This window comes from Desulfosarcina alkanivorans (assembly GCF_009688945.1).
GTDB classification, from domain to species: domain Bacteria; phylum Desulfobacterota; class Desulfobacteria; order Desulfobacterales; family Desulfosarcinaceae; genus Desulfosarcina; species Desulfosarcina alkanivorans.
This window is the reverse complement of the sequence record NZ_AP021874.1, coordinates 1,995,119-2,021,583: the sequence shown is the minus strand read 5'-3', so window position 1 is coordinate 2,021,583 and position 26,465 is coordinate 1,995,119. Positions and strand designations below refer to the sequence as shown.

General features: G+C 58.9%; 21 protein-coding genes. 3 read left to right on the top strand and 18 right to left on the bottom strand.

What is annotated here, in order from left to right; translation table 11 throughout:
* Positions 1 to 4 precede the first annotated feature (4 nt).
* The 8 genes from DSCA_RS08905 to rarD form a co-directional block, all read right to left on the bottom strand.
* Positions 5 to 2,491 carry a B12-binding domain-containing radical SAM protein gene (locus DSCA_RS08905; RefSeq protein WP_155316095.1) on the bottom strand — a complete coding sequence of 829 codons (2,487 nt, stop codon included), beginning with the start codon at positions 2,489 to 2,491 and terminating at the stop codon, positions 5 to 7.
* 240 nt (positions 2,492 to 2,731) lie between these two features.
* Positions 2,732 to 3,706 carry a rhomboid family intramembrane serine protease gene (locus DSCA_RS08900; protein ID WP_155316094.1) on the bottom strand — a complete coding sequence of 325 codons (975 nt, stop codon included), beginning with the start codon at positions 3,704 to 3,706 and terminating at the stop codon, positions 2,732 to 2,734.
* 125 nt (positions 3,707 to 3,831) lie between these two features.
* Positions 3,832 to 4,662 (bottom strand): carboxylating nicotinate-nucleotide diphosphorylase, encoded by an 831-nt coding sequence (gene nadC, locus DSCA_RS08895; RefSeq protein WP_155316093.1) that lies wholly within the window; start codon positions 4,660 to 4,662, stop codon positions 3,832 to 3,834.
* Positions 4,663 to 4,666: 4 nt separating this feature from the next.
* Entirely contained in the window at positions 4,667 to 7,318 is a 2,652-nt protein-coding gene (locus tag DSCA_RS08890; protein WP_155316092.1) for a valine--tRNA ligase, read from the bottom strand.
* Positions 7,319 to 7,441: 123 nt separating this feature from the next.
* Positions 7,442 to 8,923: a hypothetical protein gene (locus DSCA_RS08885; protein ID WP_155316091.1), complete on the bottom strand. Its 1,482-nt coding sequence runs from the start codon at positions 8,921 to 8,923 to the stop codon at positions 7,442 to 7,444.
* A gap of 363 nt (positions 8,924 to 9,286) precedes the next feature.
* Positions 9,287 to 10,147, bottom strand: coding sequence for a damage-control phosphatase ARMT1 family protein (locus DSCA_RS08880; RefSeq protein ID WP_167527679.1), 861 nt, complete (start codon positions 10,145 to 10,147; stop codon positions 9,287 to 9,289).
* Positions 10,144 to 10,533, bottom strand: a complete 390-nt coding sequence (locus DSCA_RS08875; protein WP_155316089.1) for a CGGC domain-containing protein — start codon at positions 10,531 to 10,533, stop codon at positions 10,144 to 10,146. The genes DSCA_RS08880 and DSCA_RS08875 overlap by 4 nt, the downstream gene beginning before the upstream one ends.
* Positions 10,534 to 10,908: 375 nt before the next feature.
* Entirely contained in the window at positions 10,909 to 11,859 is a 951-nt protein-coding gene (rarD, locus tag DSCA_RS08870) for an EamA family transporter RarD (RefSeq protein WP_155316088.1), read from the bottom strand.
* 154 nt (positions 11,860 to 12,013) lie between these two features.
* Here rarD and trmB point away from each other — a divergent pair, with 154 nt between their 5' ends.
* Positions 12,014 to 12,757: a tRNA (guanosine(46)-N7)-methyltransferase TrmB gene (gene trmB, locus DSCA_RS08865; RefSeq protein WP_155316087.1), complete on the top strand. Its 744-nt coding sequence runs from the start codon at positions 12,014 to 12,016 to the stop codon at positions 12,755 to 12,757.
* Positions 12,758 to 12,805: 48 nt separating this feature from the next.
* A complete protein-coding gene (locus DSCA_RS08860; protein ID WP_197904766.1) occupies positions 12,806 to 13,012 on the top strand; it encodes a hypothetical protein in 207 nt (68 codons plus the stop codon).
* 103 nt (positions 13,013 to 13,115) lie between these two features.
* On the opposite strand, the gene DSCA_RS08855 is transcribed toward DSCA_RS08860, so the two are convergent.
* Entirely contained in the window at positions 13,116 to 14,594 is a 1,479-nt protein-coding gene (locus tag DSCA_RS08855; RefSeq protein ID WP_155316086.1) for a tetratricopeptide repeat protein, read from the bottom strand.
* A gap of 376 nt (positions 14,595 to 14,970) precedes the next feature.
* Here DSCA_RS08855 and DSCA_RS08850 point away from each other — a divergent pair, with 376 nt between their 5' ends.
* On the top strand, positions 14,971 to 16,098 hold the full coding sequence (locus DSCA_RS08850) for an AI-2E family transporter (RefSeq protein ID WP_155316085.1): 1,128 nt from the start codon (positions 14,971 to 14,973) through the stop codon (positions 16,096 to 16,098).
* 83 nt (positions 16,099 to 16,181) lie between these two features.
* On the opposite strand, the gene ablB is transcribed toward DSCA_RS08850, so the two are convergent.
* The 9 genes from ablB to DSCA_RS08805 form a co-directional block, all read right to left on the bottom strand.
* Positions 16,182 to 17,000 carry a putative beta-lysine N-acetyltransferase gene (ablB, locus tag DSCA_RS08845; protein WP_155316084.1) on the bottom strand — a complete coding sequence of 273 codons (819 nt, stop codon included), beginning with the start codon at positions 16,998 to 17,000 and terminating at the stop codon, positions 16,182 to 16,184.
* Positions 17,001 to 17,020: 20 nt separating this feature from the next.
* On the bottom strand, positions 17,021 to 18,178 hold the full coding sequence (locus tag DSCA_RS08840; RefSeq protein WP_155316083.1) for a pyridoxal phosphate-dependent aminotransferase: 1,158 nt from the start codon (positions 18,176 to 18,178) through the stop codon (positions 17,021 to 17,023).
* Positions 18,179 to 18,200: 22 nt separating this feature from the next.
* Complete coding sequence (locus DSCA_RS08835) at positions 18,201 to 19,829, bottom strand: amidohydrolase (RefSeq protein ID WP_155316082.1); 1,629 nt, start codon at positions 19,827 to 19,829, stop codon at positions 18,201 to 18,203.
* 306 nt (positions 19,830 to 20,135) lie between these two features.
* The gene (locus DSCA_RS08830; protein ID WP_155316081.1) at positions 20,136 to 21,173 is read right to left on the bottom strand and encodes a proline racemase family protein; all 1,038 of its coding nucleotides are present in this window, start codon (positions 21,171 to 21,173) and stop codon (positions 20,136 to 20,138) included.
* Positions 21,174 to 21,309: 136 nt separating this feature from the next.
* The gene (locus DSCA_RS08825; protein WP_155316080.1) at positions 21,310 to 22,410 is read right to left on the bottom strand and encodes an ABC transporter ATP-binding protein; all 1,101 of its coding nucleotides are present in this window, start codon (positions 22,408 to 22,410) and stop codon (positions 21,310 to 21,312) included.
* Between the two features lie 254 nt (positions 22,411 to 22,664).
* Entirely contained in the window at positions 22,665 to 23,828 is a 1,164-nt protein-coding gene (locus tag DSCA_RS08820) for an extracellular solute-binding protein (protein WP_155316079.1), read from the bottom strand.
* Positions 23,829 to 23,866: 38 nt separating this feature from the next.
* A complete protein-coding gene (locus DSCA_RS08815; protein ID WP_174783985.1) occupies positions 23,867 to 24,664 on the bottom strand; it encodes an ABC transporter permease in 798 nt (265 codons plus the stop codon).
* A gap of 3 nt (positions 24,665 to 24,667) precedes the next feature.
* Entirely contained in the window at positions 24,668 to 25,534 is an 867-nt protein-coding gene (locus tag DSCA_RS08810; protein WP_155316078.1) for an ABC transporter permease, read from the bottom strand.
* Between the two features lie 44 nt (positions 25,535 to 25,578).
* A complete protein-coding gene (locus tag DSCA_RS08805) occupies positions 25,579 to 26,370 on the bottom strand; it encodes an IclR family transcriptional regulator (RefSeq protein WP_155316077.1) in 792 nt (263 codons plus the stop codon).
* Positions 26,371 to 26,465 lie beyond the last annotated feature (95 nt).

The following is a 26,465-nucleotide window of genomic DNA, read 5'->3' as shown; positions in this document are numbered from 1 at the left end:
TGGCTTATGGATGCCGTGTCACTTGCCGGTAATACTCGATAAACGCGTTTCTCTGCCATTTCTGGAAAAACAGATCGTTATGCCCCCCTTCCACGCATTTTATCTGCTCACGGGGCACCAGATCTTTGGCATGCCGCAGGGTGATACGGGCTGGAACCAACTGGTCGGATGTCTGGAGGAAAAAACAGACTTTGTATCCGTGCTCCTGCAATTTTTTTAAGGGCATTTTGATCCGGTAATGCACGATATCATTCACTTCCCGCAAACTTCGGACAATATTGGTCAGGGACTTCGCCGTCCAGGTGCGGATGCCGACTTTTTCGTTCTTTCCGAAACCGATCTTGTCCGGATGGCTGGATACCGGCTTCAGGTACCCGCAAATCGCGTGCTTCCACAAAAAACGAAAAATATGTTTGGCCATGTTTAGATTTTCGTCGAATCCGGGGGGATTCACCAGAATGAGGGATTTCACCAGACCCTTGTACCGAAGCGGGTCGTCCAGCAGCACCCTGACCAGTTCAAATGCCGAGTAGGACTGGGCCACCACATTGATTTCCTCGATGCGGTCAGACCGTCGCAATTGCTCCAGATAATCCTTGAGTGCATCCGGCCGTTCTTTGACGGGGTTGATTTTGAAGTCCAAAGGCCCGCCGATCGGATTTTCGATGGACGCCACTTCATACCCGGCCTCCAGAAAGGATTTGATCAGCTTCTTGCGGTCCGTGACGGGGATGCTGGTGCCGCCGAGAAGCAATACCGGCTTTTTGAAGTTTTCACTCGGAACCGGGAAGCCATATCTCCGGAGATCCATCCCGTCAACGTAAAAGGTCCCGTATTTTTTCCCTTTGGGGTCGACCACCGGGACAATTTTATGGGGGATGTTCAATAAATTGTCCTCGTCGCCCAGATTGACGCTCTCCGTCATGAACCGGGCCTCTTCCCGATTGGCGAAATCATCGTAATCGATAGCCATCGAAAGGATTTCCATCGCATAGAAGGTGCCGTTGAAGAGGATTAAATACGGTATCTTGAACAATGCCCAGAAGGCGGGCCGCAGCCTTAGTTTTCCACGGAAAAAAAGGATCATGAGCGTGAAAAGATATCCGCCCACGGCGGGCAACCGAAGATAGAACGGCAGGGACAGCCGCCTGGCATACTTCAATAAGGGGCGGCCGCGCCGGTACGTCGCACGATAATTGAAAACGGATCTGCAAAGCCACACATACATCTCTTCCAATTGTTCTTTGGAGACGCCTTTTGGCTTGAAGACCACATTTCGAATGTTGTACTTCTGAGGATTGCTTGTCAGCAGTCTTTTTTCTTCGGCGAATTCATCCCGGATTTCCGTTCCTGGGTAGGGGGTTAAAATGTTGACCAGAACGTGCAGCAGATGGTTTTCGTCCAGGAAGGACTTCAATGCCTCCGTGCTTTTCCAGGTGGTCCCGTCTTCACCGATTATCGTTGAAGCGATCACGCGGATACCGTGCCGCTGGATGTTCCCGACTGCCTCGGCGTAGCGCCGGGGCTGGTTCATCCGTTTGTTCATTTTTTTAAGAATATCCGGATCAACGCTTTCGACGCCGACGAATACATGAAGACAGTTGGAATCCGCCATCGCCTCCAGCAGATCTTCATCGAATCCGATGTCGATATTCACCTGCGTGTACCAGCCGATGATAACGTCCTTGTCCTCCTGATACTGTTTTAATGCGCGGCACACGGCCAGTGCATGATTCCGGTCGATGGCGAAGTTGTCATCGATAAACGCGATGTTGCCCATGAATTTCTTGCAGCGTCCATCTTTTCCGTCCCGGAAAACAAACTCCTTTTTGGGTTTCAGTTTCAGCAGGGCATCCAGTTCAGCGATGACCTGTTCAGGCAGTTTTTTACGTATTTTCCGCCCGTTTTGCTTGGTCACCGTGCAAAATTTACAATTGTAGGGGCACCCCCGGGTGGTTTGCAGGTAGGTGTAGGCGTAGCTTCTGTTTTTTACCAGATCGTACCTGGGGGGGGTCGATCGTTCCAGATCGGGAAATCCATCGGCTTTGTAGCATCGCTTCAATTTCCCGTTTTCAGTGTCATCAATGACCGTCTCCCATAAATCCTCAGCCTCGCCGACCACCACGCTGTCGACATACCTGAGCGCTTCGTCCGGGCTCATGGACGCATGGATGCCTCCCATGACGACTTTTGCACCGCGCCTTTTAAATTCGTGTGCGATCTCGTACGCCCGTTTGGCTTTAAAGGTCATGGCGGTGATACCCACCAGGTCGACCGGTTCGTTAAAATCGATGTCCTCTATTTCCTCATCGATAATCCTGACTTCATGGCGAGACGGCGTATGCGCCGCCAGGGTCGGAAGCGCCAGGGGCATCCCCAGGGTGACCTTCTTGAACGGCTGCATGGTAAACAATGCTGCAGCCACATCGTTGGTGTACAGATCTCGGCCTTCTTCAACAGCGCAACTGGGATTGATCAGAAAGATTTTCATGGTGTCTATGGTCGCAGAGTGAGAAATTCTTGTTGCCGGCCCCGCCTTCCGGGGTATGGATTAATTTAAATCGCGTGCCGCATCCGGATTCCCGCTAATATTGTTCAAGTTATTGGAATTTAATTTAAAACAGGAATTTTACCCATACCGGCGTCGTTGGCTCGCCCAACGGTTTCGGCCCACCAACCCATAATTGAATTTTCGATGCTTTGCAAGGATTGGTGTTGCCGATGGCCATGTTCAAATGTGCTGAACCTTGATTTTAAGCATCATGTCACCGCGGGTGCCGTCGGATTTCGGGCGGCCCACGCCCTTTAACCGCAGTACCTGGCCGTCGGCGATGCCCTGGGGGACGACGACATGGTAAAGGCGTTTCTGCAGTCCCCAGGGGATGGTGACCAGTTTGCGTGCGCCCACCATGGCCTCGTATTGGGTGATGGTGAGGCTGCCGTACAGGTTGGCCGCTTCCTCGCCGCGCCCTGTTTTGATCACCTGGAAACGGTGGGAGCGCTTCTTTTCCGTGGCGTGGCGAAGCCGGTCGGTGACACCGGTAGCCGGTATGCGATCGAACAGCTTTAGAAAAAGGACGCCGAATACGAATCCGCCGATGTGGGCCCACCAGGCGATTCCGCCGGCATGCCCGGAGCTTCCGGCCGCATTTAAAAACTGCAGGACGAACCAGATCCCCAGGAAAAAGAAGGCCGGTATCTCCACGAACCAGGGAATGAAGATGATCGGGATCAGCGTGAGAATGCGCGATCCCGGATAGAGGATAAAATAGGCGCCCATGACCCCGGCGATGGCCCCGCTGGCCCCGATGGTGGGAATGTTGGAGTGGGCGTTGAGCAGCAGGTGCGACATGCCCGATGCCAGGCCACACAGCAGGTAAAAAGCGATGTAGCGCGCCGATCCCAGCCGGTCTTCCACGTTGTCGCCGAAAATGTAAAGGGTCCACATGTTCCCTATCAGGTGCATGAATCCGCCGTGAAGGAACATGAAGGTGAACAGGGACAGCAGGTTCTGGCCGAATGAGAAATAGGCCGCGACCCGGGGAACGGTGAATTTTGCCGGGACCAGGCCGTAAAGGTAGACAAAATGGTCCTGGGCCGGCCCCTGGGCCAGCTGCACCAGGAAAAACACCACGTTGATGCCGATGAGGGTGTTGTTGACCACCGGAACGGATTTGGAGGGCGTGGTGTCGCGAATAGGTATCATATCATTACGGGTTGAGGGATTGGCGAATTAGGGGATTGAGGAATTAAAACGCAAACAGACGATCGGGTGACGGGGAAAATGCCGTTTTCTTCAATAATCCCTTGATTCCTAAATCCCCCAATTCCTCAATTCGCCGTTATGGTCATGCTCAGGTCCACGGCCACGGCGGAGTGGGTCAGGGCGCCGATCGAGATCAGGTCCACCCCGGTCCTGGCCAGTTCCCCGAGCCGCCTTCGGGTCACCCCGCCGGACACTTCCACCAGCGCGCGTTTGTCGATCAAGCGGACGGCCCTGCCGATCTGATCCAGGTCCATGTTGTCGAGCATGATGATATCCGCACCGGCCGTCAGCGCCTCCTGCACCTCTTTCTGGGTGGACGCCTCCACCTCGATCTTGACCAGGTGGGAGATCGCCGCCCGGGCCTTTTTAACCGCATTGGCAATGCCGCCGGACACGGCGATGTGGTTGTCCTTGATCAGCACGCCGTCATACAGGCCCATGCGATGGTTGTGGGCCCCGCCCACGCGAACCGCATATTTTTCAAGCACCCGCCATCCCGGGGTGGTCTTGCGCGTGTCCACCAGTTTCACCGACGTCCCGGCAACCTCACCGACATAGTCGCGTGCCTGTGTCGCGATACCGGACAGGCGCTGAAGAAAGTTCAAGGCGGTGCGCTCCCCTTTCAGCAGAGTCCCCAGGGTGCCCCTGATCCTGGCCACGGTGCTGCCGGAGGGGATCCGGTCGCCGTCCGTGAAAAGGGCGTCGAATTCAATTTCCGGTTCCAGGGCGGAGAAGACTCGGCCGGCAACCCCCAGGCCGGCGATCACCAGGTCCTGCTTGGCGATGATGATGCCCGTTCCACGGGTCTCCGGTGCAACCAGGTTGCCGGTGGTGATATCGCCGGGGCCGATGTCTTCCTTCAGGGCCAGTTGGATCAGGTCGTCTGTGGTGTGCATGGTTTCATTCCATCATGGACGTGATGCGCGCCAGGGTGGCCTCCAGCGCATGCTGCTTTTCCAGTTTGGCCGCGTGCTTTTCACGGACGCCCTCGACCACTTCGGCCGGTGCCTTCTTGAGAAAATCCTCGTTGCCCAGTTTTTTATTCATGCCGGACAATTCCTTGGTCAGCTTGGCGATTTCTTTTTCCAGGCGCGCCTGCTCCCTGGCAAAATCGATGATGCCTTCCAGCAGCACGTAAATCACTGCCCCGTCGACCAGCACCGTGGCCGCCGCCCGGGGACGCTGGATGGCCGCGTCAACGGAAATACCGTTGAGGCGGGCCAGGTTTTCGATGAGTTCGCGGTTCTCTTCTATCACCTGGCCGGTCTCCGTGTCCTCGGGATGGACGGCCACGGTCAGGGCCGTAGACGGGGATATGTTCATCTCCCCGCGCACGTTGCGGATACCGGTGATCACGGCCATCACCGTTTCCATCTGCGTCTCGGAGGCCGGATCGTCGCCGGGCCGGATGTGGTCCGGCCAGGCCGCTTTCATAATCGAGCCCTCGGTGCCGGGGAACGACTGCCAGATCTCCTCGGTGACGAAGGGGGCAAAGGGGTGCAGCAGGATCAGCGCCTCTTTGAAGACGTGCCACAGCACCGACAGGCTGGCCGCTTTTTCCCGGGTGCCGGCCTTGTCGTACAGGGTGGGCTTGATGGCCTCCAGGTACCAGTCGCACAGTTCATGCCAGACGAACTGGTAGACGGCGCTGGCGGCCTCGTTGAACTTGTAGGCATCCAGGGCCGCTTCGGTCTGCCGGGCCACCCGGTTGAGGCGGGAGAGGATCCAGCGGTCCTGCAGGGAAATGTGTTTCTCATCGATGGCCTCGAAGCCCGCTTCCAGGTGCATGAGCGAGAACCGGGCGGCGTTCCAGAGTTTGTTGATGAAGTGGCGGTAGCCTTCGACCCGCTTTTCACTCATTTTCACATCCCGGCCCTGGGCGGCAAAGGCGGCCAGGGTAAACCGGAACGCGTCGGTGCCGTACTTGTCGATGACGTTGAGGGGATCGATGACATTGCCCGTGGATTTGCTCATCTTTTTCCCCTCCTCGTCGCGCACCAGGGCATGCACGTAGACATCGGTAAAGGGGATCTCTTTCATGAAGTGGATACCCATCATCATCATGCGCGCCACCCAGAAAAAGAGGATGTCGAACCCGGTGACAAGCACCGAGGTGGGGTAGTAGGTCTCCAGCAGTCGGGTCCGGTCCGGCCAGCCCATGGTGGAGAAGGGCCACAGGGCCGAACTGAACCAGGTGTCCAGCACGTCGGTCTCCTGGACCAGGTCGCTCGATCCGCAATCCGGGCAGACGTCCGGCGCGTCCATGGCCACGATCATCCGGCGGCAGCCCTGGCAGGTCCAGGCCGGAATCTGGTGTCCCCACCAGATCTGGCGGGAAATGCACCAGTCGCGAATGTTGTTCATCCACTCGTAGTAGGTCTTGGTCCATGATTCGGGGACGATGCGTGTCTTGCCCGTCTCCACGGCTTCGATGGCCTTTGCGGCCAGTGGCTTGGTTTTGATGAACCACTGGCGGGAGAGGTTCGGCTCCACAATGGTCTTGCAGCGGTAGCAGTGGCCCACGCTGTGCCGGTGGGCTTCGACCCTTTCCAGCAGCCCGTCGGCCTCCAGGGCGGCGACCACGGCCTTGCGGCACGCGAAGCGGTCCATGCCTTTGAAGCGGCCGGCGTCGTCGGTCATGGTGCCGTCGTCGGCGATGACCTTGACGCTGGGCAGGCCGTGGCGGGTGCCGATGTCGAAGTCGTTGGGGTCGTGCGCCGGGGTGACCTTCAGCGCTCCGGTGCCGGTTGACAGGTCAACGTAGGTGTCCCGGATGATGGGAATCTCCCGATCCATCAGCGGCAGGACTACCCTGGTTGCCGACAGGTCGGCATAGCGTTCGTCTTCCGGGTGAATGGCCACCGCCGTGTCGCCCAGCATGGTTTCCGGACGGGTGGTGGCCACGACCACCGATCCGGAGCCGTCGGGGAAGGGATAGCGGATGTGGTAGAAGTGGCCGTCCAGGTCCTCGTGCTCCACCTCCAGGTCGGACAGGGCCGTGTGGCAGCGGCAGCACCAGTTGATGATGTAATTCCCCTGGTAGATCAGGCCTTCGTCGTAGAGCTGGACGAATACTTTTCTCACCGCCCGGGAAAGCCCCTCGTCCATGGTGAAGCGCTCCCGATCCCAGTCGCAGGAGGCCCCCAGGCGCTTGAGCTGGTTGATGATGGCGCTGCCGTATTCCTTGCGCCAGTCCCAGACGGCCTCGATGAATTTCTCCCTGCCCAGCTGGTGCCGGTCGGTGCCCTCGGCAGCCAGTTTCTTCTCCACGACGTTCTGGGTGGCAATGCCGGCATGATCCGTGCCGGGCATCCACAGGACGCTGTCCCCCTTCAGGCGGCGATAGCGGCACATGATGTCCTGCATGGTGTTGTTCAGGGCATGGCCCATATGCAGCACACCGGTGACGTTGGGCGGTGGAATGACAATGGAATAGGGCTTTTTTGTGGTGTTCTCATCGGCGGCGAACAGTTTTTCCTGCTCCCAGTAGGCGTACCAGCGTTTTTCAACATCTTCAGGGGAATAACTCTTGTCCAGTGGTTCACGACTCATGGGGTAGATGCTCCTTGTGCAAAACGGCCCGGTGGTCCTACCCGGGCCGACAAAAATGGAAAAGGGGATTAATACTAATCCCCGTTTAGGTCTGTTGGTTGCGAATGGAGGCTGGCGGCACGGCTATCCAGCCATGCTGTCATTGTCCTCCAGCAGCGCGCTTTTTATTTTTTCTATTTCCCGTTTCACGGTTTTTTCAATGGTCCGGATCATCATCTGCTCGATTTTTTCAGCGTAAATTTTTTCGATGACCCGCTCCAGCGCCGCTTCCACCTGCTGGTCGGTGGGCGTGACCGCTTCAGCCTCCGGCGGTTCGGACGGGCTGGGCGGGGAAAACGGGACGGCAACGGCCGGCCGGGCCTTCGGCGCCGGTTCGGCGAGGGTGTCCTCGTGATCGAGGACGGGTACCTCGGCGTCCGGTCCGGATGTCTCGGCGGCTTCTTCGGCGGTCTCGGCACCGAACGGATCGTCGTCCGGTGCCATCGTACTCCCGGTGGCAGCCGTCAGCATGGCTTCCGCCCTGCTTTCCAGATCCGCCAGTTCCTCATCCCCGGAACCCGCCTGTTCGGGCGTGTCGAGCGCGGCGACATCCAGAAGATCGATAACGCCTTCATCGTCGGCCGCCGCGGCCGCGTCCGGCGCTTCCGTCAGGGGGGGAACGTCCGGTTGCGTATCGGCAATGCCGGCCTCCGGCGTGGCGGCCACATCTTCCAGGTCGATGATGCTGTCATCCGGCTCCTCGGACCGTCCGGCGGTCTCTTTTTCGTCTTCGGGCGTGTCGAGCGCGGCGACATCCAGAAGATCGATAACGCCTTCATCGTCGGCCGCCGCGGCCGCGTCCGGCGCTTCCGTCAGGGGGGGAACGTCCGGCTGCGTATCGGCAATGCCGGCCTCCGGCGTGGCGGCCACATCTTCCAGGTCGATGATGCTGTCATCCGGCTCCTCGGACCGTCCGGCGGTCTCTCTTTCGTCTTCGGGCGTGTCGAGCGCGGCGATATCCAGAAGATCGATAACGCCTTCATCGTCGGCCGCCGCGGCCGCGCCCGGCGCTTCCGTCAGGGGGGGAACGTCCGGCTGCGTATCGGCAATGCCGGCCTCCGGCGTGGCGGCCACATCTTCCAGGTCGATGATGCTGTCATCCGGTTCCGCGGACGGTGCGGCGGTTTCTATTTCGTTTTCATCGGCCGGCGATGGTGGCCGGTCATCGTCGGGCGTGTCGAGCGCGGCGATATCCAGAAGATCGATAACGCCTTCATCGTCGGCCGCCGCGGCCGCGCCCGGCGCTTCCGTCAGGGTGGGAACGTCCGGCTGCGTATCGGCAATGTCGGCCTCCAGCGTGGTGGCCACATCTTCCAGGTCGATGATGCTGTCATCCGGTTCCGCGGACGGTGCGGCGGTCTCCTGAGTCGGAATGGCGTCCTCCAGGGGAATTACCACGTCGTCCGTTTCCACCGAGGCCTGATCCGGCTGTTCCAGGATATCGTTAAGATCGATGATATCGTCGTCATCTCCCCCTTCGATAACCTGCTTCAGATCAATGATCTCCTCATCGATCGACTCGTTCTCTTTTTCAGGCTTCGGATCGGGCGTCCGGCGACCATCCATAGTTTTCCCCCGTCAACCTTGTTTGATATGTCGTTGCGTTTTCGGTTAAGCCCGGTGTCAGTAAGCATTTAATCCCTGCTCGTCCCGACTGCTGGTACCCGAACCGGGCGAATTGATCCCGGGCAATAAATCGGAAAAAAGCTACCATATGGTTAAAACCCTGTCAAGTTGTTTGGATTCTTGACAAAATTCACAATTATTTGCTCAATCGGATTGTCTTTTGGCGGGTGACGGCCTTAGACCACCGGAAGGGGCCGACGTGTTGTTCAAAAACATTTCGACGACAAAAGAGAACGGCATGGTCCCGGTGGAGACGGACATGCGCGTCGACGGGCGGGTGAACCGTGAATCGTTCCGTGGGAACTATGGCGCCGCCCGGGACCGGGCCAGCACATGGGTTCCCACCGGCAGCCCCGCGTGGGCGCCGATCACGGGGCATTTCACTTTGAAAAGAAAAAAAACCGGGTAGGGGGATTCGCTGAGCGTTTCGAAATTCCCCTGGCCTTTGGCAATAATCAGGTCTGCTTCCATGAACCGCTGCCGGAACACCCTGCTGCAATCATCCAGCAGCGTTCCGGGGGCATCCGAGCCATTGTCAATGACGCTGCAGATACGGTGGATTCCAGCTGCTTGCGCATCGGCCATGGTCGCATCGTTGATTACCGGAGCGCCACGTACGGCCAGGGTGACCCGGTCCGGCGAAAGGGCTTCGATCAGCAGGCGGTCGAAGACGATCTCACCCGCATTGTCCGCCAGATACAGAATTTGCCGGGCGCTGCCGACCGCCTGACGGAACCGGTCCTGATCGCCGGTTAACGGCTCCGCCAGCGCCTGGTCCACGGACCGGAGCACATCCTCGCGGGTGATGCTGGCGCTGGCCCCCAGATCGATCACGTTTCCTGCGATCGCCAACTGGACGGCGGTGGTCAGCGTGTTTTGAGCCATGCGCATCCTTGCCTCGATCCGGGACACCACGCCCATGGCCATTCGGTTCAAACGGTTTTTCTCTGCACGGTAGGGATCGGCGACCCCGGAAATTTCGCGCAGTCGTCGATGGAGGCGCTGTCCGAGGACCGGCGGCGGCTGATCCAGATCCATTTCAGCGGTCCAGTGCAGCAACTCCCGAACCATCTGCTGGTGAAGGGCGGGATCCGCGGATACCATCCGGCTTGCATCGAGAACCTGACGCACAAAGCAGGGGACGCAGTCAAGGGCCGTTTTCACGTGCGTTGTCCACCGAAAACCCGGGGATGATACCCTTCGGGCAGATGGGCGGTACCCTTGACGCATGGCATCTGCGTCTCGCTGGCGATTTGCGCCATGAGGCGGTCGACATCCCCGCAGAACCCGTTGCCGGCAATCCATTTGCCATCCGCTTTGTGAGAAAAGGTACACGTGCAGACGTGGATCGTGTCGGCCCCCTTGCTTTTCAGTATTTTGGCCATATCGACCAGGCCGTCTCCGGGACAGCGGCAGGTGAACACCCCGACGAGTTCGGTCTGCTCATGTCCAGAGAAGCCCTGTTCCCTGTTTTCCAAGCACTTGAAACACCCGGTGAGCGGACAGCGGGTTTCGTTTTTCTGGCAGCGGATCAATCCGATTTTGGCCATCTATTCCTCCTTTCGAGACATTGACGCTTCTGGCAGGGGGTTCCGTTTGGGGTGGCGCCCACGCGATCGAAACCATCGATGGGCCTTCCTGAGCCTCATGAGCACAGGCTGTGCCAAGGTGAAACGATCGGCCTGCCGCGGGATGGGTTCAGGGGGTGCCCCCCCGCGTCCGTGTTGCAGATGATGCTGCGGGGGGCCTTCAGGGAGTGCGCATTCGAAAAGACCATCCGGTTCGGCTCCAAGGGGCGCCTGGCCCGGCGCCGCTGGACCAGGGTGGCATTTTTGCAACCATGGGTCCCGTGGTCAGGAGCCTGGCTGCGACCCTCCGTGGCGCCGGGAGTCACGGGCCGGCCCTGAAAGGAACCCCACGGCGGGTCACACCGGTTTCCCCGGCCGGCCCGGGGATTTTTCTCTCTCAACGCGGGCCCGTTGTCGATGGACACGAACCGTATCCCATGAATAGATGGCCAGGGCTGTCCAGATGAGTCCGAAGGTCACCGCCTGAACCCGGGTAAAGGGTTCGTCGAACATGGTAATGCCCAGCAGCAGCATGCCGGTGGGTGCGGTGTACTGGATGAATCCCAGGGTGGCCAGGGTGATCCGTTTGGCGCCGAGGTTGAAAAGCAGCAGCGGTGTGGCCGTTAAAATCCCTGTGCCCAGCAGCAGCAGGTCGGTGGTCAGGCCGGTATGTAAAAATGCCCCGGCCTGGATCCGGTGCAGGTGAAACACCCATATGCTTGCAGGGACGGTCAGCAGCAGCGTCTCGACGGTCAGGCCCACCAGGGCGCCGACCGCAGCCACTTTGCGGACCAGGCCGTAAACGCCGAAGCTGAGGGCCAGCGCCAGGGAGACCCAGGGAAACACACCGTAGCGGAAGGTGAGGTTGAGTACCCCCAGGGTCGCCAGGACCACCGCGACGGCCTGGGCCCGGCGGAGGCGCTCACGCAGGAAGACCATTCCCAGGACGATGTTGACCAGCGGGTTGATGTAGTACCCCAGGCTGGCCTGGAGCACCCGCCCGTTGTTCACCGCCCAGATGTAGATCAGCCAGTTGGCGCCCACCAGAAGGGAGGTGATCAGCAGAATGGAAAGCATCCGGGGGCTTTTTATCGTCTGTCTGAATTCGGCCCACTGGTGGCCGAGCCATATCAGCGGCATCAGAAACACGAATGACCAGAGGATGCGGTGCAGGATGATCTCAAATGCACCCACGCCGTGGAGGGCTTTCCAGTAGATGGGGCTCAATCCCCATATGAGAAAGGCCAGAAAGGCATACAGGGTGCCGGCCAGCGGTTGACGGCTTTCCGCGGTTGGGTCGCTGTTCATGGGCGGGTCATCGGCTTTCGGTAAGATTGGCGAAACGCTTCTTTTTACCAGAAACAGGGGACCGGTCAATAGGCGATCCTTCCGGTTTTCTTTTCTTGAACCGATTCGCAAAATCAATTAGGGTCGATCCTCACGAAATCCTGCAGGGAATTTCATGGTGAAAACGCGCGGCGGTCTGGCGCCGGGCGATGATAGGACCATACTGCCGCCTGGAACCAGGATGCCGGGCCATCAACCCATGCCCAAAAATAAACGTTACAAGTACGAACGCGTCAAACAGCTGCCCAACGTGACTCTTTCCGCGCTTGGCGAGTCGCCCCCGCCGGGCTCGTATCCCTGGCACGATGAGTGCTTTGCGGGTATGGAAACGGTGCTCGAACTGGGCTGCGGCAAGGGAGAGCACAGTCTGGCCTTTGCCGCCGCCAGCCCCCGCAGGCTTTTTGTGGGCGTCGATTGCAAGAGCCATCGCATGTGTGTCGGTGCAGAAAAGGCCCTTGCCGCGGGACTGGACAATGTTCACTTCCTTCGCGCGCGGATCGAGCGCATCGGTGAATTCTTCAGGCCCCGGTCGATACACGAGATCTGGCTGCCGTTTCCCGACCCGCACCCCAAGCACCGGGCCGTCAAGAGCCGGTTGTCCGCAGCCTCTTTTTTGGATGCCTATGCGGGGCTGCTCGTGCCCGGAGGTACCGTGTATCTGAAGACGGACAGCCGTCTGCTATACGATTTCACCCGGCAATCGGTTGAACACTGGGGCGGTCGCGTGGTTGCGCAGTGTGATGATATTCATGGGGCTGACGACGGATCGATAGCTGCCGGCGAGGTCGTTTCCGCCTTTGAGACCGCCGCCCGGTCACGGGAAACGACCATCAAGTATCTGGCGTTCCAGTTGAACTGACAGCGACCACGGGGCCAGCTGCCACAGGGAGGATCAGGGGCCGATACCATGAAAGGCAATGGCAACCGGAAAAAAAAGATGGGGCGGGAGATGACGTGTCACCTGGCGGGATGGGCACTTTTTATTGTCTGTGCCATTTTCTTTATCGCCTCAAGTCTGAAAAATCACGATGCGCTGGCATTCATCGGCAGTGTCATTTTCCTCGTCGCCTGTATTGTTTTTCTCGTCCCGCTGGTCAGGCCGGATCGGAAATAAGCGAACCTGCCCCCCGTCGTTCCGGCCATGGCGGCATCGCCGGCCACGCATCCGGTCCCGTGCACGGAGGGTCCCGAATCCCTGGGTGCCATGACCCGACGGTTTACTGGATACTTTCCGGATAGATCTTTTCGAAGAGGCGCGTCGCGGCGTCCGGTTCCAGGCCGTTGAGGATTTCATACTGGTCCAGGGCCTGTCTGCGGCGGCCCTGGTCGAGGTAGGTCACACCGAGGTTGAAGTGCGCGGCGGTCATTCGCGGATTGGCGCGTATGGCATGGGTGTAGGCGCGTATGGCCTTGTCCGGCCGCTGCATGCGGTTGTACGTGACCCCGATGTTGTAGTAGATCAATTCGTTGTCCGGCTCCAGGCTGCCGGCCCTGGAGAACATGGCGATCGCCTCTTCCAGACGGCCGATTTTTCCTAAGGTCGCGCCCAGGTCGAGCAGCGTCGGAATATGATCCGGGTGGCTCCCCAGAATTTCATTGAAGGTGTCGATCTGCTCCTCGGTGCGGTCCAGCGCGCCGTAGGCCCTGCCCAGTTCGAACTGCGCCCGGACGTTGGCGGGGTCGATGCGGACAACCTCCCGGAGAGAGGGGATCACCTGTTCGTATTGCCCGATGGTTTTGTAATACATGGCCAGCACAAAGTGGGCGACCGCATTGTCCGGGTCCTGCTCAATGGGCCGGTTGTAGGCGGCAATGGCATCATCCGGCTGTTCGAGGCCGACATAGCAGCTGCCCAGCCCATACCATGCCTCGGGATCCTCCGGATTGGTCTCGGCGGCTTTCTGGAAATAGGTCAATGCCTCTTCATATTCTCCCTGGATGGTGAGCCGGGAGCCCTGGCTGCAGAGCGCCGCAGCCAGCGCCGGGCCCTTTTGGGAGTTTCGTATGGTCCATTCGGCGATTGACAGCTGCGACGTTTCGTCGGAAAGCATTTCAAGGGCATCGATGGAGATGGCGAAATTGAGGTTCTGCCCCTTGGCAGCCTGAAACGTCACCACGCCGATGGCCTCCCCGTCGCGGTTGAGCACGGGGCCGCCGCTGGATCCACTGGAGATCGGGGCGGTCAGTTGTAAGATCCTGCCGCCAGCCGGAATTTCCCGAACGGCGGAGATGATGCCTTCGGAGACGGTCTGTTCCAGCCCCATGGGGCTGCCGACGACAAAAATACTGTCTGCAACCGCGGGGGCCTGCCTGGCGAAAATGATCGGTGATACCCGGCCGGGCGGGATGTCGACCCTGACCTTGATCAGGTCAATCAGCTTGTTTCCGGCCAGTACGGCCGCCACCGGGTATTGACTGCCGTCCAGGGTCTTGATCTCCGCATTATAGGCGCCGTCCAGAACGTGGAAGTTGGTCAGCAGGTCGCCGCTGTCCGATATGAAGAATCCGCTGCCGATGGAAGATACGCTGCCATTGATGTCATAATTGACAACGGTCACCACCGATTTTTGTACCGGTGCGACCAGCGCCTTCAGGTTCCACGCTGCCTGCCGCGAGGGGGCGGGCGCCGTGGAACAGGCGCCGAAAAAGAGCGCTGATGCAGCCAGGATGATACTGACGAACCGATTCCGGAACATGGGGACTCCTCGTTTGGAAAACCGATCATCGTGCCGTTGAACGATACCATCGTTTTCATCGCACACTATATGGATGCTTTGCGGCGATTTCAACAATCCCTCCGCGGGCCGTCCGATGACCCGGCCGTCCGTTTGTACTTAGGGTGTTTTTAGGGTAAAGTCCACCTCGAATGGCCGATCCTGCCGCCTGCAGGGCCCCATTGCCGGACCGTGCGGGCGGCCACAGCCCAGAAGGCATCGCTCCGCTAACGGAGCTGAACGCGACAGCCGCTGCGTTTTGGAACCCACCCCTTCGATGGGGGTATGGATTTCAAGGCCTTCTTACCTACCGCAACGGCTTGTTACAGGCCGCCACCAGGATGGGAGTCAACCAATCATGCCCGACGACAAGATGAATAAATTCGTGGTCGTTCTGCTGGTCGCATTCATATCGGCTGTTTTTCTGTCGATGATCCGGTCTTTTTTGATGGCCATTTTTCTGGCCGGCATATTTTCCGCGCTTGCCCGTCCCGTCTACCATTGGCTGGCCGACTCCCTGAAAGGACGCCGCAGCCTGGCGTCCGTTTTGACGCTGCTGCTGATCATCATCGTCGTGGTGCTGCCCCTGGCGGTGCTCACCGGGGTGGTGACCGGGCAGGCCATCAAGGTCAGCCAGACAGCCGTTCCCTGGGTGAAAACGCAGCTCAGCCAGCCGGGGGCGGTTTCCGATTTTCTGGAGAACATCCCCTACTACGACAAAGTTGCCCCCCACAGCGAACTGATTCTGCGCAAGGCCGGTGAAATGGTCGGCAGCATCAGCCAGTTCCTGATTAACAATCTCCGGTCGGCAACCATGGGGGCGGTTAACTTCCTGTTCATGATTTTTACGTGGCTCTACACCATGTATTTCTTTTTGATGGACGGGGATAAACTGCTCGAAAAAATACTGTATTACCTGCCGCTTCAGGACCATGACGAGCAGCAGATGCTCGATCGCTTCACCTCGGTTACGCGTGCCACCCTGAAGGGGACAGCGGTTATCGGCATTCTCCAGGGGGGGCTGGCCGGCGTGGCCTTCTGGGCGGTGGGGATTCCCAGCGCAACGTTCTGGGGCGTGATCATGGTGGTCCTGTCCATTATTCCCAGTGTGGGAACGGCCATCGTCTGGGTGCCGGTCGCCCTCATCCTGGGATTCGGCGGCGCCGTCGGCAAGGCCATCGGGCTCTTTGTGTTCTGCGGGCTGGTGGTCGGCAGCCTGGACAACCTGCTCAGACCGATCCTGGTCGGTAAAGATACGCAGATGCACGAACTGATGATTTTTTTCGGCACCATGGGGGGCATTTTCATGTTCGGCATGGTGGGGGTGATCATCGGGCCCATCATCGCCGCCCTTTTTGTGACGGTCTGGGAGATTTACGGGCAGGCCTTCCGGGATATCCTGCCGGACACCGGATATGTGCTGCGGAAAAGAGAGCAGGAAGCGGAAAAGGAAGCCGCAGCCGGCGACACGGGGGGTGAAGAATAGTTCTGGGTCCTGGGTTCTGAGTGTTGGATGCGGATGTCGGAGATCAGCATCCTGTTCGTGTCTAAAAACCAATCCCTCAACCCCTAAACGACTCTGTACCATACGTTCATGCTCCTGATGCGCCCCCCGATCTGAGAATTGTTGATCAACCGTCCCGCATATCCATACCCCGTTTTTTGGAAGACCCGGTTCATCGCCCTGGAATCGTCCCGTGCGATGGTATAGGCGGTTTTTACATCCCGGCGGCGGGCTTCATCCATCAACCGGCCCAGCAGCACCTGTGCAAACCCCCTGCCCGTGTAACCGGGCAGGGTGGCGAAATCGGTCATCTCGCACGCCTGGCTGGCGGGGTCGATCTCTGCCGCCGCAATGGCGGCGATCCTCTTTTCAACCCGGATACACCAATAGAAGGCGTTTTTGCCCATCACCCGTGTGAGGTAATCAGGCCGGTGGATCGGAAAAGGATAGGAGTCAAATGCCCGGTGGTAGAGGGCGCCCATTTCCCCGGCATCCGATGGCGTGCATGCCTCGACCGGCGGTGCGCACCTGCCGGCGGGAGGGGCTTCGGCAAAAGGCGGCGCGGGCGGATCGACGGGTTGCCGCGGCGGGGCCTTCCGCCTTTGCTCGGAAAAGAATTTGGCGATGAACAGACCGTCGACCCTGCCCCTGAAGAACCCCGGGATAAGGGCTTCCCTGGTGTAGCCGGCGGATTTGAACGCCTTCCAGCGGGTGGCGGGGACCTTGGCGAAAATCTTCGTGTAGCCATGGTCCCTGGCCATCCTGTCGAGTTTCGGAATCAGATTGCCGGCGGCCATCCCGTGCAGGTGCATCAGGTATATGCGGTCGTTGTGGCGGCCGTGCTGGATCAATGACCCGTCGATGGTTTCAATTCTGTCGGCCATGGGTGCACCGGTTGCCCCTGCTATACGAGGGTTTTCAGTTTTTTCAGCCTTTTGCCGGTTTCAGCCAGAATCTCCTCGGAACGTGAAAAATGAAGGCGGATCAGATGATCGACCGGCTCGTGGAAAAAGCTGGAACCGGGGACAGCGGCCACCCCCACCGTTCTGGCCATCCAGCGGCAGAAGGCGTTGTCGTCGGTCACGCCGAATTCGGTACAGTCGACCATCACGTAGTAGGCCCCCTGGGGCCGGGTATAGGTGAGGCCGGCCTCGTCCAGGAAGCCTAAAAACAGATCCCTTTTGCGGGTGTAGTCCACGGTCAGCCGTTCATAATAGCTCAAGGGCAGTTCCAGTGCGGTGACGGCCGCCTCCTGAAGGGGGGCGGCGGCCCCCACGGTGAGAAAGTCGTGCACCTTGCGGGCGCCGGCGATCACCGACTCCGGTCCGATCACGTAGCCCAGCCGCCACCCCGTCATGTTGTAGGTTTTGGACAGCGAACTGCAGGAGATGGTGCGGTCGAACATATCCGGCAGGGCGGCCATGTAGTGGTGGCGGTGGGGGGGGTAGACGATATGCTCGTAGACTTCGTCGGTGATGACGAAGGCATCGAATTCTTTGGCCAGGTCGGCGATGGTTTCGAGTTCCTCCAGCGAGAAAACCTTGCCGGACGGATTCGACGGATTGCACAGCACGATGGCCTTGGCCCCCTGCATGAAGGCGGCCCGGAGTTCACCGGGGTCGAAATTGAATTCCGGGGGGTGCAGGGGAACATAGATCGGCCGGGCGCCGCTGAGGATCGTGTCCGCCCCGTAGTTCTCATAATAGGGTGAGAAGATAATCACCTTGTCCCCGGGGTTGCAGGCGGTCATCATGGCGGTCATCATGGCTTCCGTGCTGCCGCAGGTCACCACCACATGGGCATCGGGGTTCAGGTCGAGGCCCATCCAATGGCGCTGTTTTTTTACCAGTGCTTCCCTGAACCGCGGCGCCCCCCAGGTGACGGCATACTGGTGGGGGCCCTCGGCCATGGCCCGCTTGCCGGCGGCCAAAACCTCCGCCGGCGGATCGGCATCGGGAAATCCCTGGGAGAGGTTGATGGCATCACAGCGGTTGGCGACGCGGGTCATTTCGCGAATGACCGACTCGGTGAAAAAGGTCAGGCGGTCTGCGGTTGCGGGCATGGGATCTCCTGTAGTAAAAGTGTTAAAACTGTCTGTATACGATCCGGCCGTCAAACACCGTCATGTCAACATGCGTGCCGGAAATTCCGGACGGATCGGATGTTAGGATATTCTCGCCCAGTACCGCCAGGTCCGCCTTTTTGCCCGGCGCGATGGTCCCCAGATCGTGTGCCTGGTGGACGGCGGCGGGGGTGGCGGTGTACGCCCGGATGGCTTCGGGCACCGTGATGCGGTTGTGCGGATGCCAGCCGCCCGTCGGGGTGCCGTCGGCCCGCTGGCGGGTCACCGCCGCGTGAATGCCTGTCAGCGGGTCGGGATCGCACACCGGGCAGTCCGAACTGAACATGACCGCTGATCCGGTGTCCATCAGCCGCCGAAAGGCATAGGTCCACCGGCCTTTTTCGCCCACCGCCGAATCGATCAGGTTGATGTCCAGGACCATGTTGGCCGGCGTCACGCAAAGGGCCAGGCCAAGGTCGCGCAGCCGCTCGGCATCCTCGGGACGGATCATCTGCACGTGTTCGATGCGATGGGGAATGCTCGGACGTGGGGTTTTCGACCCGGCGCGGCGGGATTCAAGATCTTCAAACATGGCGATCAGTTCGCGATTGGCCCGGTCGCCCACCGCGTGCACCATGGTCGACAGCCCGGCCGCGTCCGCCCTGCGGATGTCTTGCGCAAGCTTCGCCATGTCCATCAGCGGCATGCCGCAGCCCGCATCCTGAAACGGATCGATCATCCAGGCCGTCCGGGCGCCCATGCCGCCGTCGGAAAAGAATTTGACGTGACCGACCCGCAGCCGGTCGTTGCCGAACCCGGTCTGCAGTCCCAGGCCGATGATGTCGTCCAACCGATGCCCGGGCAGGGTGACCCATGAACGAAGCGCCAGGCGACCCTCCCGGTCCAGCCGCTGGAAGGCCTGGAAGGCGGCGGCGCCATCCGTGTCGGCCATCAGCCGCACGTCGTGAATGCCGGTAACGCCCCGGCGGTGAAGGGCTCTGGAGGCCTCCGTAAAGGCCGCCGCCACCTGGTCTTCATCCGGCGGCGCCACGGCCCGGCGAACGAGATTGATGGCCAGTTCCCGCAGGATCCCTGTGGGGGTTCCCGAGGCGTCACGCTCGATCCGGCCCTCCGGCGGATCGGGGGTGTCGGCGTCGATGCCTGCCGCCCTCAGCGCGGCCGTGTTGGCCGCGGCCAGGTGCAGGTCGCAGCGCCACAGCAGCACCGGGTGATCCGGGGCCGCCCGGTCCAGGGCCTCGCGGGTGGGCACGTGCGGCGCGGTCCAGTCGGTCTCGTTCCATCCCTGGCCCATGATCCACTGGCCCGGGGGACGTCCCTCGGCGGCCTGCCGGACGCGCTCCAACAGCCCGTCGAGGCCGGTGAGGTCCGTCAGTTTCACGCCCTGGCGTTTCAGGGACCACTCATAAAAGTGAATGTGGGTATCGATAAATCCCGGGACGACCAGGCGGCCGTCAAGATCGATCGTCTCGGTGCCGGCACCGGCCATGCCCAGGATTTTGTCGCTGCTGCCGGTGGCCAGAATCTGGCCCTGCCCGACGGCCATCGCCTTGGCGGTCGGCTGGTGGACGTTCTGGGTGGCGATGGTTCCGTTAAACAGGATGATGTCAGGGCTGGGTGATGTTGAATTCATGATGATATCTTAATCTTGGAATAAGTGGTTGTTGTGTCAGAAAACAAAAAAAAATCACAATAGACAAAAGCCAAATGACCAATAAATCACAATGACATAAAAATAAAAAATCCAAACCTGATAGCCTTGAAGACGTGGCATTCCGATAATAAATAATCGAGAAATCAAAATAATGATATACCGTTGGTTTTCACCCTTTTTGAGATTTGGGTATTGCAATTTGAAATTTATTTGAGATTTGCTATTTGTATTTTGTTATTTCCGGTACATTTGGCATCATTGATAATGAGGGTTCTTTTTGGATGCTTACAACAAAAACCCTTCGGGAACGGGGTCGTCGGCATCCACAACAAACTGATGGTACCCGGTGATCTGGGCGTTTCCCCGGACCTGACCCACAATGCCGTTAAATTCTCCAATGGTCAATCTTTTCACCACTTGTCCTTCGAAGACCGTTCCCAGCGGGCCGGCATTTTTGTAGACCTGGCCGGGGTCCAGCCGTCCGTGGTGGTGAAGCAGGGTCATTTTGGCTGTGGTTCCGGTGCCGCACGGCGACCGGTCCATGTGGGATTCACCGTATACCACCACGCTCCGGCCGGTCTTTTCGTCAGCGTCGTCATCGTAGAATTCGGTGACATCCACCGTGCCGACTTCCGGCCGTTCGGGGTGGTAGACGTTAAATGCCCGGTTGGCCGCATCGATGACGGCCATTCCCAGGGTGATCAGGCGGTGGCTGTTTGCCGGGAGCAGATCGAGGCCCACGGACCGGGCCGACACCATGGCGAAAAATCCGCCTACGCAGACCAGGTCGACGCAGACCCGGCCGAACCCCGGAACGTCGAGCTTGCGGTCCGTATCAAAAACGAATGACGGCACCATGTCAATGGCCACGGATACCACCCGGCCGTTGCGGATGCGGGTATGGGCATCCAGGGGGCCGGACGGGGTGTCCACCGTGATGGTCGCGTCCCCGTCCACGGCGGCCAGGGCGCCGACGTCGACGAGGGTGGCCACGGCCCCGATGGTGGCATGGCCGCACAGGTAGGGGTAGCGCCGGGCGTCCATGTAAAACAGCCCGAATTGTCCCTGCGGGCTCACAGGTTCGGTCACCACGGCCGCCATGATGCCCCGATGCCCCCTGGGTTCACGGGTCAGCAGGCGGCGCACGTGATCGAAATGGGATTCAAAATGGTCTTTTTTCTCTTTGATCGTGCGGCCGGGAAGGCTGCCCACACCGCCGACCAGCAAACGGGTGGGCTCTCCCTGGGTGTGGGAATCGATGGTGACGAGTCGATCCGGGTAGCGATTGAAAAAACCGTCTTCGATCCGATCCGGTCTGTACATAAACGGTCTCCTGTCTTGCGTATGGTGGCTGGGGCATCTGCCGGCCGGGCATCCTCCTGAAAACAAAACCTGAAAACGGTCGTGTCTGCTTTCAGGTTAATGATCGATCGGATGTCGGCGGCAGCGGCCTGCCGGATCATTCCATGTGAATCAGGTGGCAGTGGTGCGGCGATACCTGCACGCTGACCGCTTCGCCGATCTCGTAGAGCCGGGTTCGCATCATGCTGATGATATGAATTTCGCGGTCGGCCCCCAGCTCGATGAAGTAGCTGACTTCTCCGCCCATGTAGCTGCGGTCCTTGATGCGGCCCTCGAAGTGGTTCATCCCTTCCACGGGTTCGAATTCCTCCCTGGGGAAGGCATCGAAGCGCTGGGCGCGGACGATCATCTCCACCGGATCGCCTTTGGAGAACCCGCCTTTGTTCTCCGCAAAGAGAACATCGCCGGTCTCGATCCTGACATTGACATGGCCGTTGCTGACGTCAACGACCTCCCCGGTGATGAAATTGGAGTGGCCCAGAAAGTCGGCCACAAAATGGTTGGACGGCTCATTGTAGACCGACTCGGGGTTGCCTTCCTGCTGCTTGCGGCCGGCCTTCATGACCAGGATCTTGTCGGACATGCTCAGCGCTTCCCGCTGGTCATGGGTGACGAAGATGGTGGTGACCCCGAGCAGCCGCTGGAGGTTGTCCACCTCGCGGCGCATCTCCTCCCTCAGGTTTTCATCCAGGGCGGACAGGGGCTCGTCCATCAGCAGGACATCCGGCTCGATGACGATGGCCCGCGCCATGGCGATGCGCTGCTGCTGCCCGCCGGAGAGCTGGCTGGGCATGCGGTTTTCCACGCCGGGCAGGCGAACCATTTCCAGGGCCCGTTTCACTTTTTCTCTGATGTCCGCACTGGAAACGTCACGGTATTTCAAACCGAAGGCCACATTGTCAAAGATGGTTTTGTGGGGGAACAGGGCATAGTTTTGAAAAATCATGCCCAGGTTGCGTTTGTGGATCGGTGTGTCGTTGATCCGTTTTCCCTTGATGAAAATGTCGCCCTCGGTGGGTTCTTCAAGACCGGCCACCATGCGCAGCAGGGTGGTCTTGCCGCATCCCGAAGGGCCAAGCAGCGTCACCAGGCTGCCCTCCTCGATCTCGAAGTCCATTTTTTCGACAGCCACGACCTTGCCGAACCGCTTCATTATGCCTTTGAACGCCACCATGGGCTGCTTCTTGCCGGTTGCCACGTTACCCTGTCTCCCTCTTTTGTTTATCTTGATCTGCGCCGGACCGCTGCCGAGACCATCGGTTTGGGTCATATTCTTGCGGTTTGCATCTGTGCAGTAAAACGGACCCGTTTCGATTCAGAAATGGCAGATTGTGCTCCGGCCAAGGCCGCAACGATATTGAAACCGGAGGCGTAGCAGCGCTACGTCGAGGATTTCAATATCGCGAGAACGCCGGCCCGGGCCGCAAGATGCCGTTTAGGATTCGCAACGAACTAACTGCCTGCCTTGATCCTGTCCCACTTCTCCGTCCACTCCACCTGGTGGGCATTCCAGTAAGCCGGTTTGGCAAACAGGTAGCCGTCCAGCTTGCCGGTGGGGTCGAAGGCGGGCATTTTTTTGATCTTCTCGGTCAATTTCACCTTGGACGGATCCAGGCTGGGCGGATAGTTCTGGCCCTCGGCCACGGCGATGGCCACGTTGGGTTCAAGCATGAAATTGAGCAACTGCTGGGCGACTGCCAGGTCGGTGCCTTTGAGGACGAACTGATATTCCATCCACGAATAGGTGCCCTTGGGGGAGAGGTAGCCGATGGGGTGGCCTTCCTGCTGAAGCGACGCCACCCGTCCGGACCAGGCCACCGTGGCGTAGATTTCCTCATTGGCCAGCAGGCTCATCAGTTCGGCGCCGGAAGCCCAGTATTTTTTCATCAGGCCGCGCTGCTCCCGAAGGGCCGCCCAGATGGCCGCAAGGTCGGTCATGTTGTTGGGGCTCTGGCCGGTGTACAGGGCCGCGTACCACATGTTGGTCCTGAAGTCGCCCTCCCAGCTGCCCAGCTTGCCTTTCAGGTCCTTGTCCCACAGCAGCGCAGCGCCCAGTTTTTCGGCTTTTTCCTTGCTGACATGCTTGGTGTTGTAGGCGATGCCGGTCTGCCCCAGATCGTAGGGCACGGCCGAGAGGGTCCCCTTGGTGATGTCGCGCAGGGGTTTGATCATGGAGGGCATGACATTTTTCAGGTTGGGAATTTTGGACTCATCCAGTACCGTTGAAAAACCCAGGTCCACATAACGGGCATAGTCGAAGACGGCGCTCAGGTAGGCGATATTGAACTCCCCGCCCGGCGGGTAGGAGGCCTTGACGCGCGTCAGGTAGGAGTTCATGTCTCCGAATTCGCCGTCGATGACGTCGATCCCCGTGGCTTTGGTAAATGGCTTGAAGGCGTGCTTCCTGAATGCCTCGGAGACCGAACCGCCCCATCCGTCGAAACGGATGGACTTGGCCGCCCAGGCGTCCCGGACGGTGTTTCCGAAGGGCAGACCGGACAGTCCGAGGCAGGCGCCGGCCAGGCCGAGGTATTTAATGAAATGACGCCGGCTGAGCCTGCCTTCTCTATATGCGTCGTAGACCCGGTCCAGTTTTTCTTTCGTTACGATAGCCATGGGTTCTCCTTTCAGCTGATGGTTGTCAGGTTAAAACCTTACTCCTTAATTTTTGAGAATTTCCGGGAAAGATAGCCTGCAAGCAGCGGGGTGGCGACGGTCAGTACGATCATGACGGCGCCCAGGGCGTTGATTTCGGGGCTGATGGAATTTCTGAGCATACTGAAAATCTTGACCGGAACGGTCTGATTCTGTGCCGTGGCCCAGAAGAGCGTTGCCGTGATGTCGTCAAAGGAGATGGTAAAGGAAAACAGGGCGCCGGCCAGAATGGCCGGCAGCAGCAGCGGGAAGGTGACCTCCCGGAAGGTCTGGAAAGCATTGGCGCCCAGGGATTTGGCGGCCTCTTCGTATTCTTTTTTGATGCCCACCAGCCGCGCCTGGACAATCAGCAGTACATAGGGCAGGGTCAATACGACGTGGCCGATCAGCAGCAGGGCGAAGCTCTTGGGTTGCTGCAGAAAGCGTAAAAACAGCAGGAGGGCGACCCCCAGCACCACTTCCGGAATCATGATCGGTGACAGCAGCAGGGTGTTGAGCGTGTTTTTGCCGGGAAACTCGAAGCGTATGAAGGCCAGGGCGGCCAGGATGCCGATGCCGGTGGAAATGACTGCGGTCAGGGACCCCAGGACGAGCGAATTCTGAAACGCCTGGATGATGGATTCATTCTGGGCCAGCTTGATGAACCAGCGCAGGCTGACGCCTTCCATGGGGAAGATGCCGAACTGCTTGGGGTTGAATGCCAGCACGATGACCACGACGATGGGGGCGAACAGGAACAGGTATACCAGAAACGTATAGATCCTGATCAATGACCATCCGATGGATACTTGTTTCATGGATCAGCTCCCCTGCAGACTCTTGAAGATCTGGTTGATCCCCAGGTAGCGGTTGTAGGTCCACACGATCACAAACAGCAGCGACAGCAGGATCACGCTGATGGCCGAGCCGAAGGGCCAGTCGAGCGTACCGATGACCCGTTTGAAGATCAGGTTGGCGATCATGCCGTTTCCCGGCCCGCCCAGGATCATGGGGGGCAGATAGGTGCCGGCGGTCAGCACGAAGACCAGCAGGCACCCGGCGCTGACCCCGGGAAGGCTCAGGGGCAGCGTCACTTCCCGAAAGGCCTGCCATTCGGTGCAGCCCATGCAGCGGGCGGCTTCGAGAAGGCTTTTGTCGATGCCTTCCAGGCTGACGTAGATGTTCAGCACCATGAAGGGCAGCAGGTACATGATCAGCCCCATGAGTACGGTAAACTCATTGTACAGCATGGAAATGGGCGATGCGATCAGCCCGATTTTGATCAGGAAGTGGTTGATCAGTCCCGAATCCCCCATGATGTTGATCCAGCTCATGGTGCGGATGATGAAACTGACCCAGAACGGCAGCATGATGAGAAGAAGAAATATCTTTTTATAGCGGCTTTCGCTGCGGTAAAAGAAATAGGCGGGAACATAGCCCATGACCACGCAGAGAATGACCGTCTCGAAGGAGATGCGGATGGTGCGGATGAGAATCTTCGGGTAGAAGAAATCTTCGAAGAACTTGGCGTAGTTGCCGAACTGGAAGGCGGGGATGTCCGCCCCGCTGGGAGCCCGCAGCCAGAAACTGTAGACCACGATAAAGCAGACCGGTATGACCAGAAGTAAAAATACGGCACTCATGGACGGCGCCAGCAGTGCCCACGGTTTCCACTTGTCATTTTTCATGGGTGTTTTGCCCCGGTGCGTTGAATTGAAAATGGATGCATGCGTTAATTCCTGCGGTCTTTGTCCGGCGGCAGGAGTTCGGACAGTGTCCCGGCCGTCTCCCGGATCAAGCGACCATATTTGGCCTCGACATCCTGTGCACTGTGCTGAAGCACCGAAAAGTCAAAACAGACCGCGCCGACGCCTTTCCCCGTCAGGGGGTCGAACAGGGGGGCGCTGATGGTGATCAGGCCGGGCAGATACTCCTCTTCCGACATGGCATATTGACGCCCTTTGGCTTTCTTCAGGTCTGCCAGAAGCACCGCCTTGTCCGTGATCGTTTTTTCGGTCTTGCCCGTGAGAACCATGTTTTCGATTTTTTCAGCGATCAGGTCGTCGGGGAGGCTGGACAGATACGCTTTCCCCAATGCCGTGTTGTGCAGGCAGTTTTTCGAAAAATCAGGCAGGCTGTAGGTCAGCGTTTCATCCGCCCCCCGGTAGTAGATGCGCACCAGGGTGTCGTCCACGGCGAAGGCCACGTCGATGCTGATGTTCTTTTCCTTGTGAATCCGGTTCACGACCTCCTTGATCATCCTCAGATGATCGGTGGCCCGCATCAGGTTGGCACAAAACAGCAGGCACAGGATCGACGGCCGGATCTCCTTGGTCTTGGCATCTTTTTCCAGGTACCCCAGTTCCACCAGTGTATTGATGTAGCGGTAGGTCGAGGTCATATTCAGAGCCAGGGTTTTGGCGATCTCACTCTGGGTCAGGACCGGGGTCTCCCGGTTAAAAAGGGACAGGATTTTCAGCCCTTTTTCAAGCGACTTTGAAAAATAGTATTTTCCTTTTGACATTCGTTTTGGGGATGATTTAGGATGAGTACTATAATAGAAACATAATTACTATTATAGTTAAAATGCCAGATCAGAAAACAAATGTCAACGGCTAA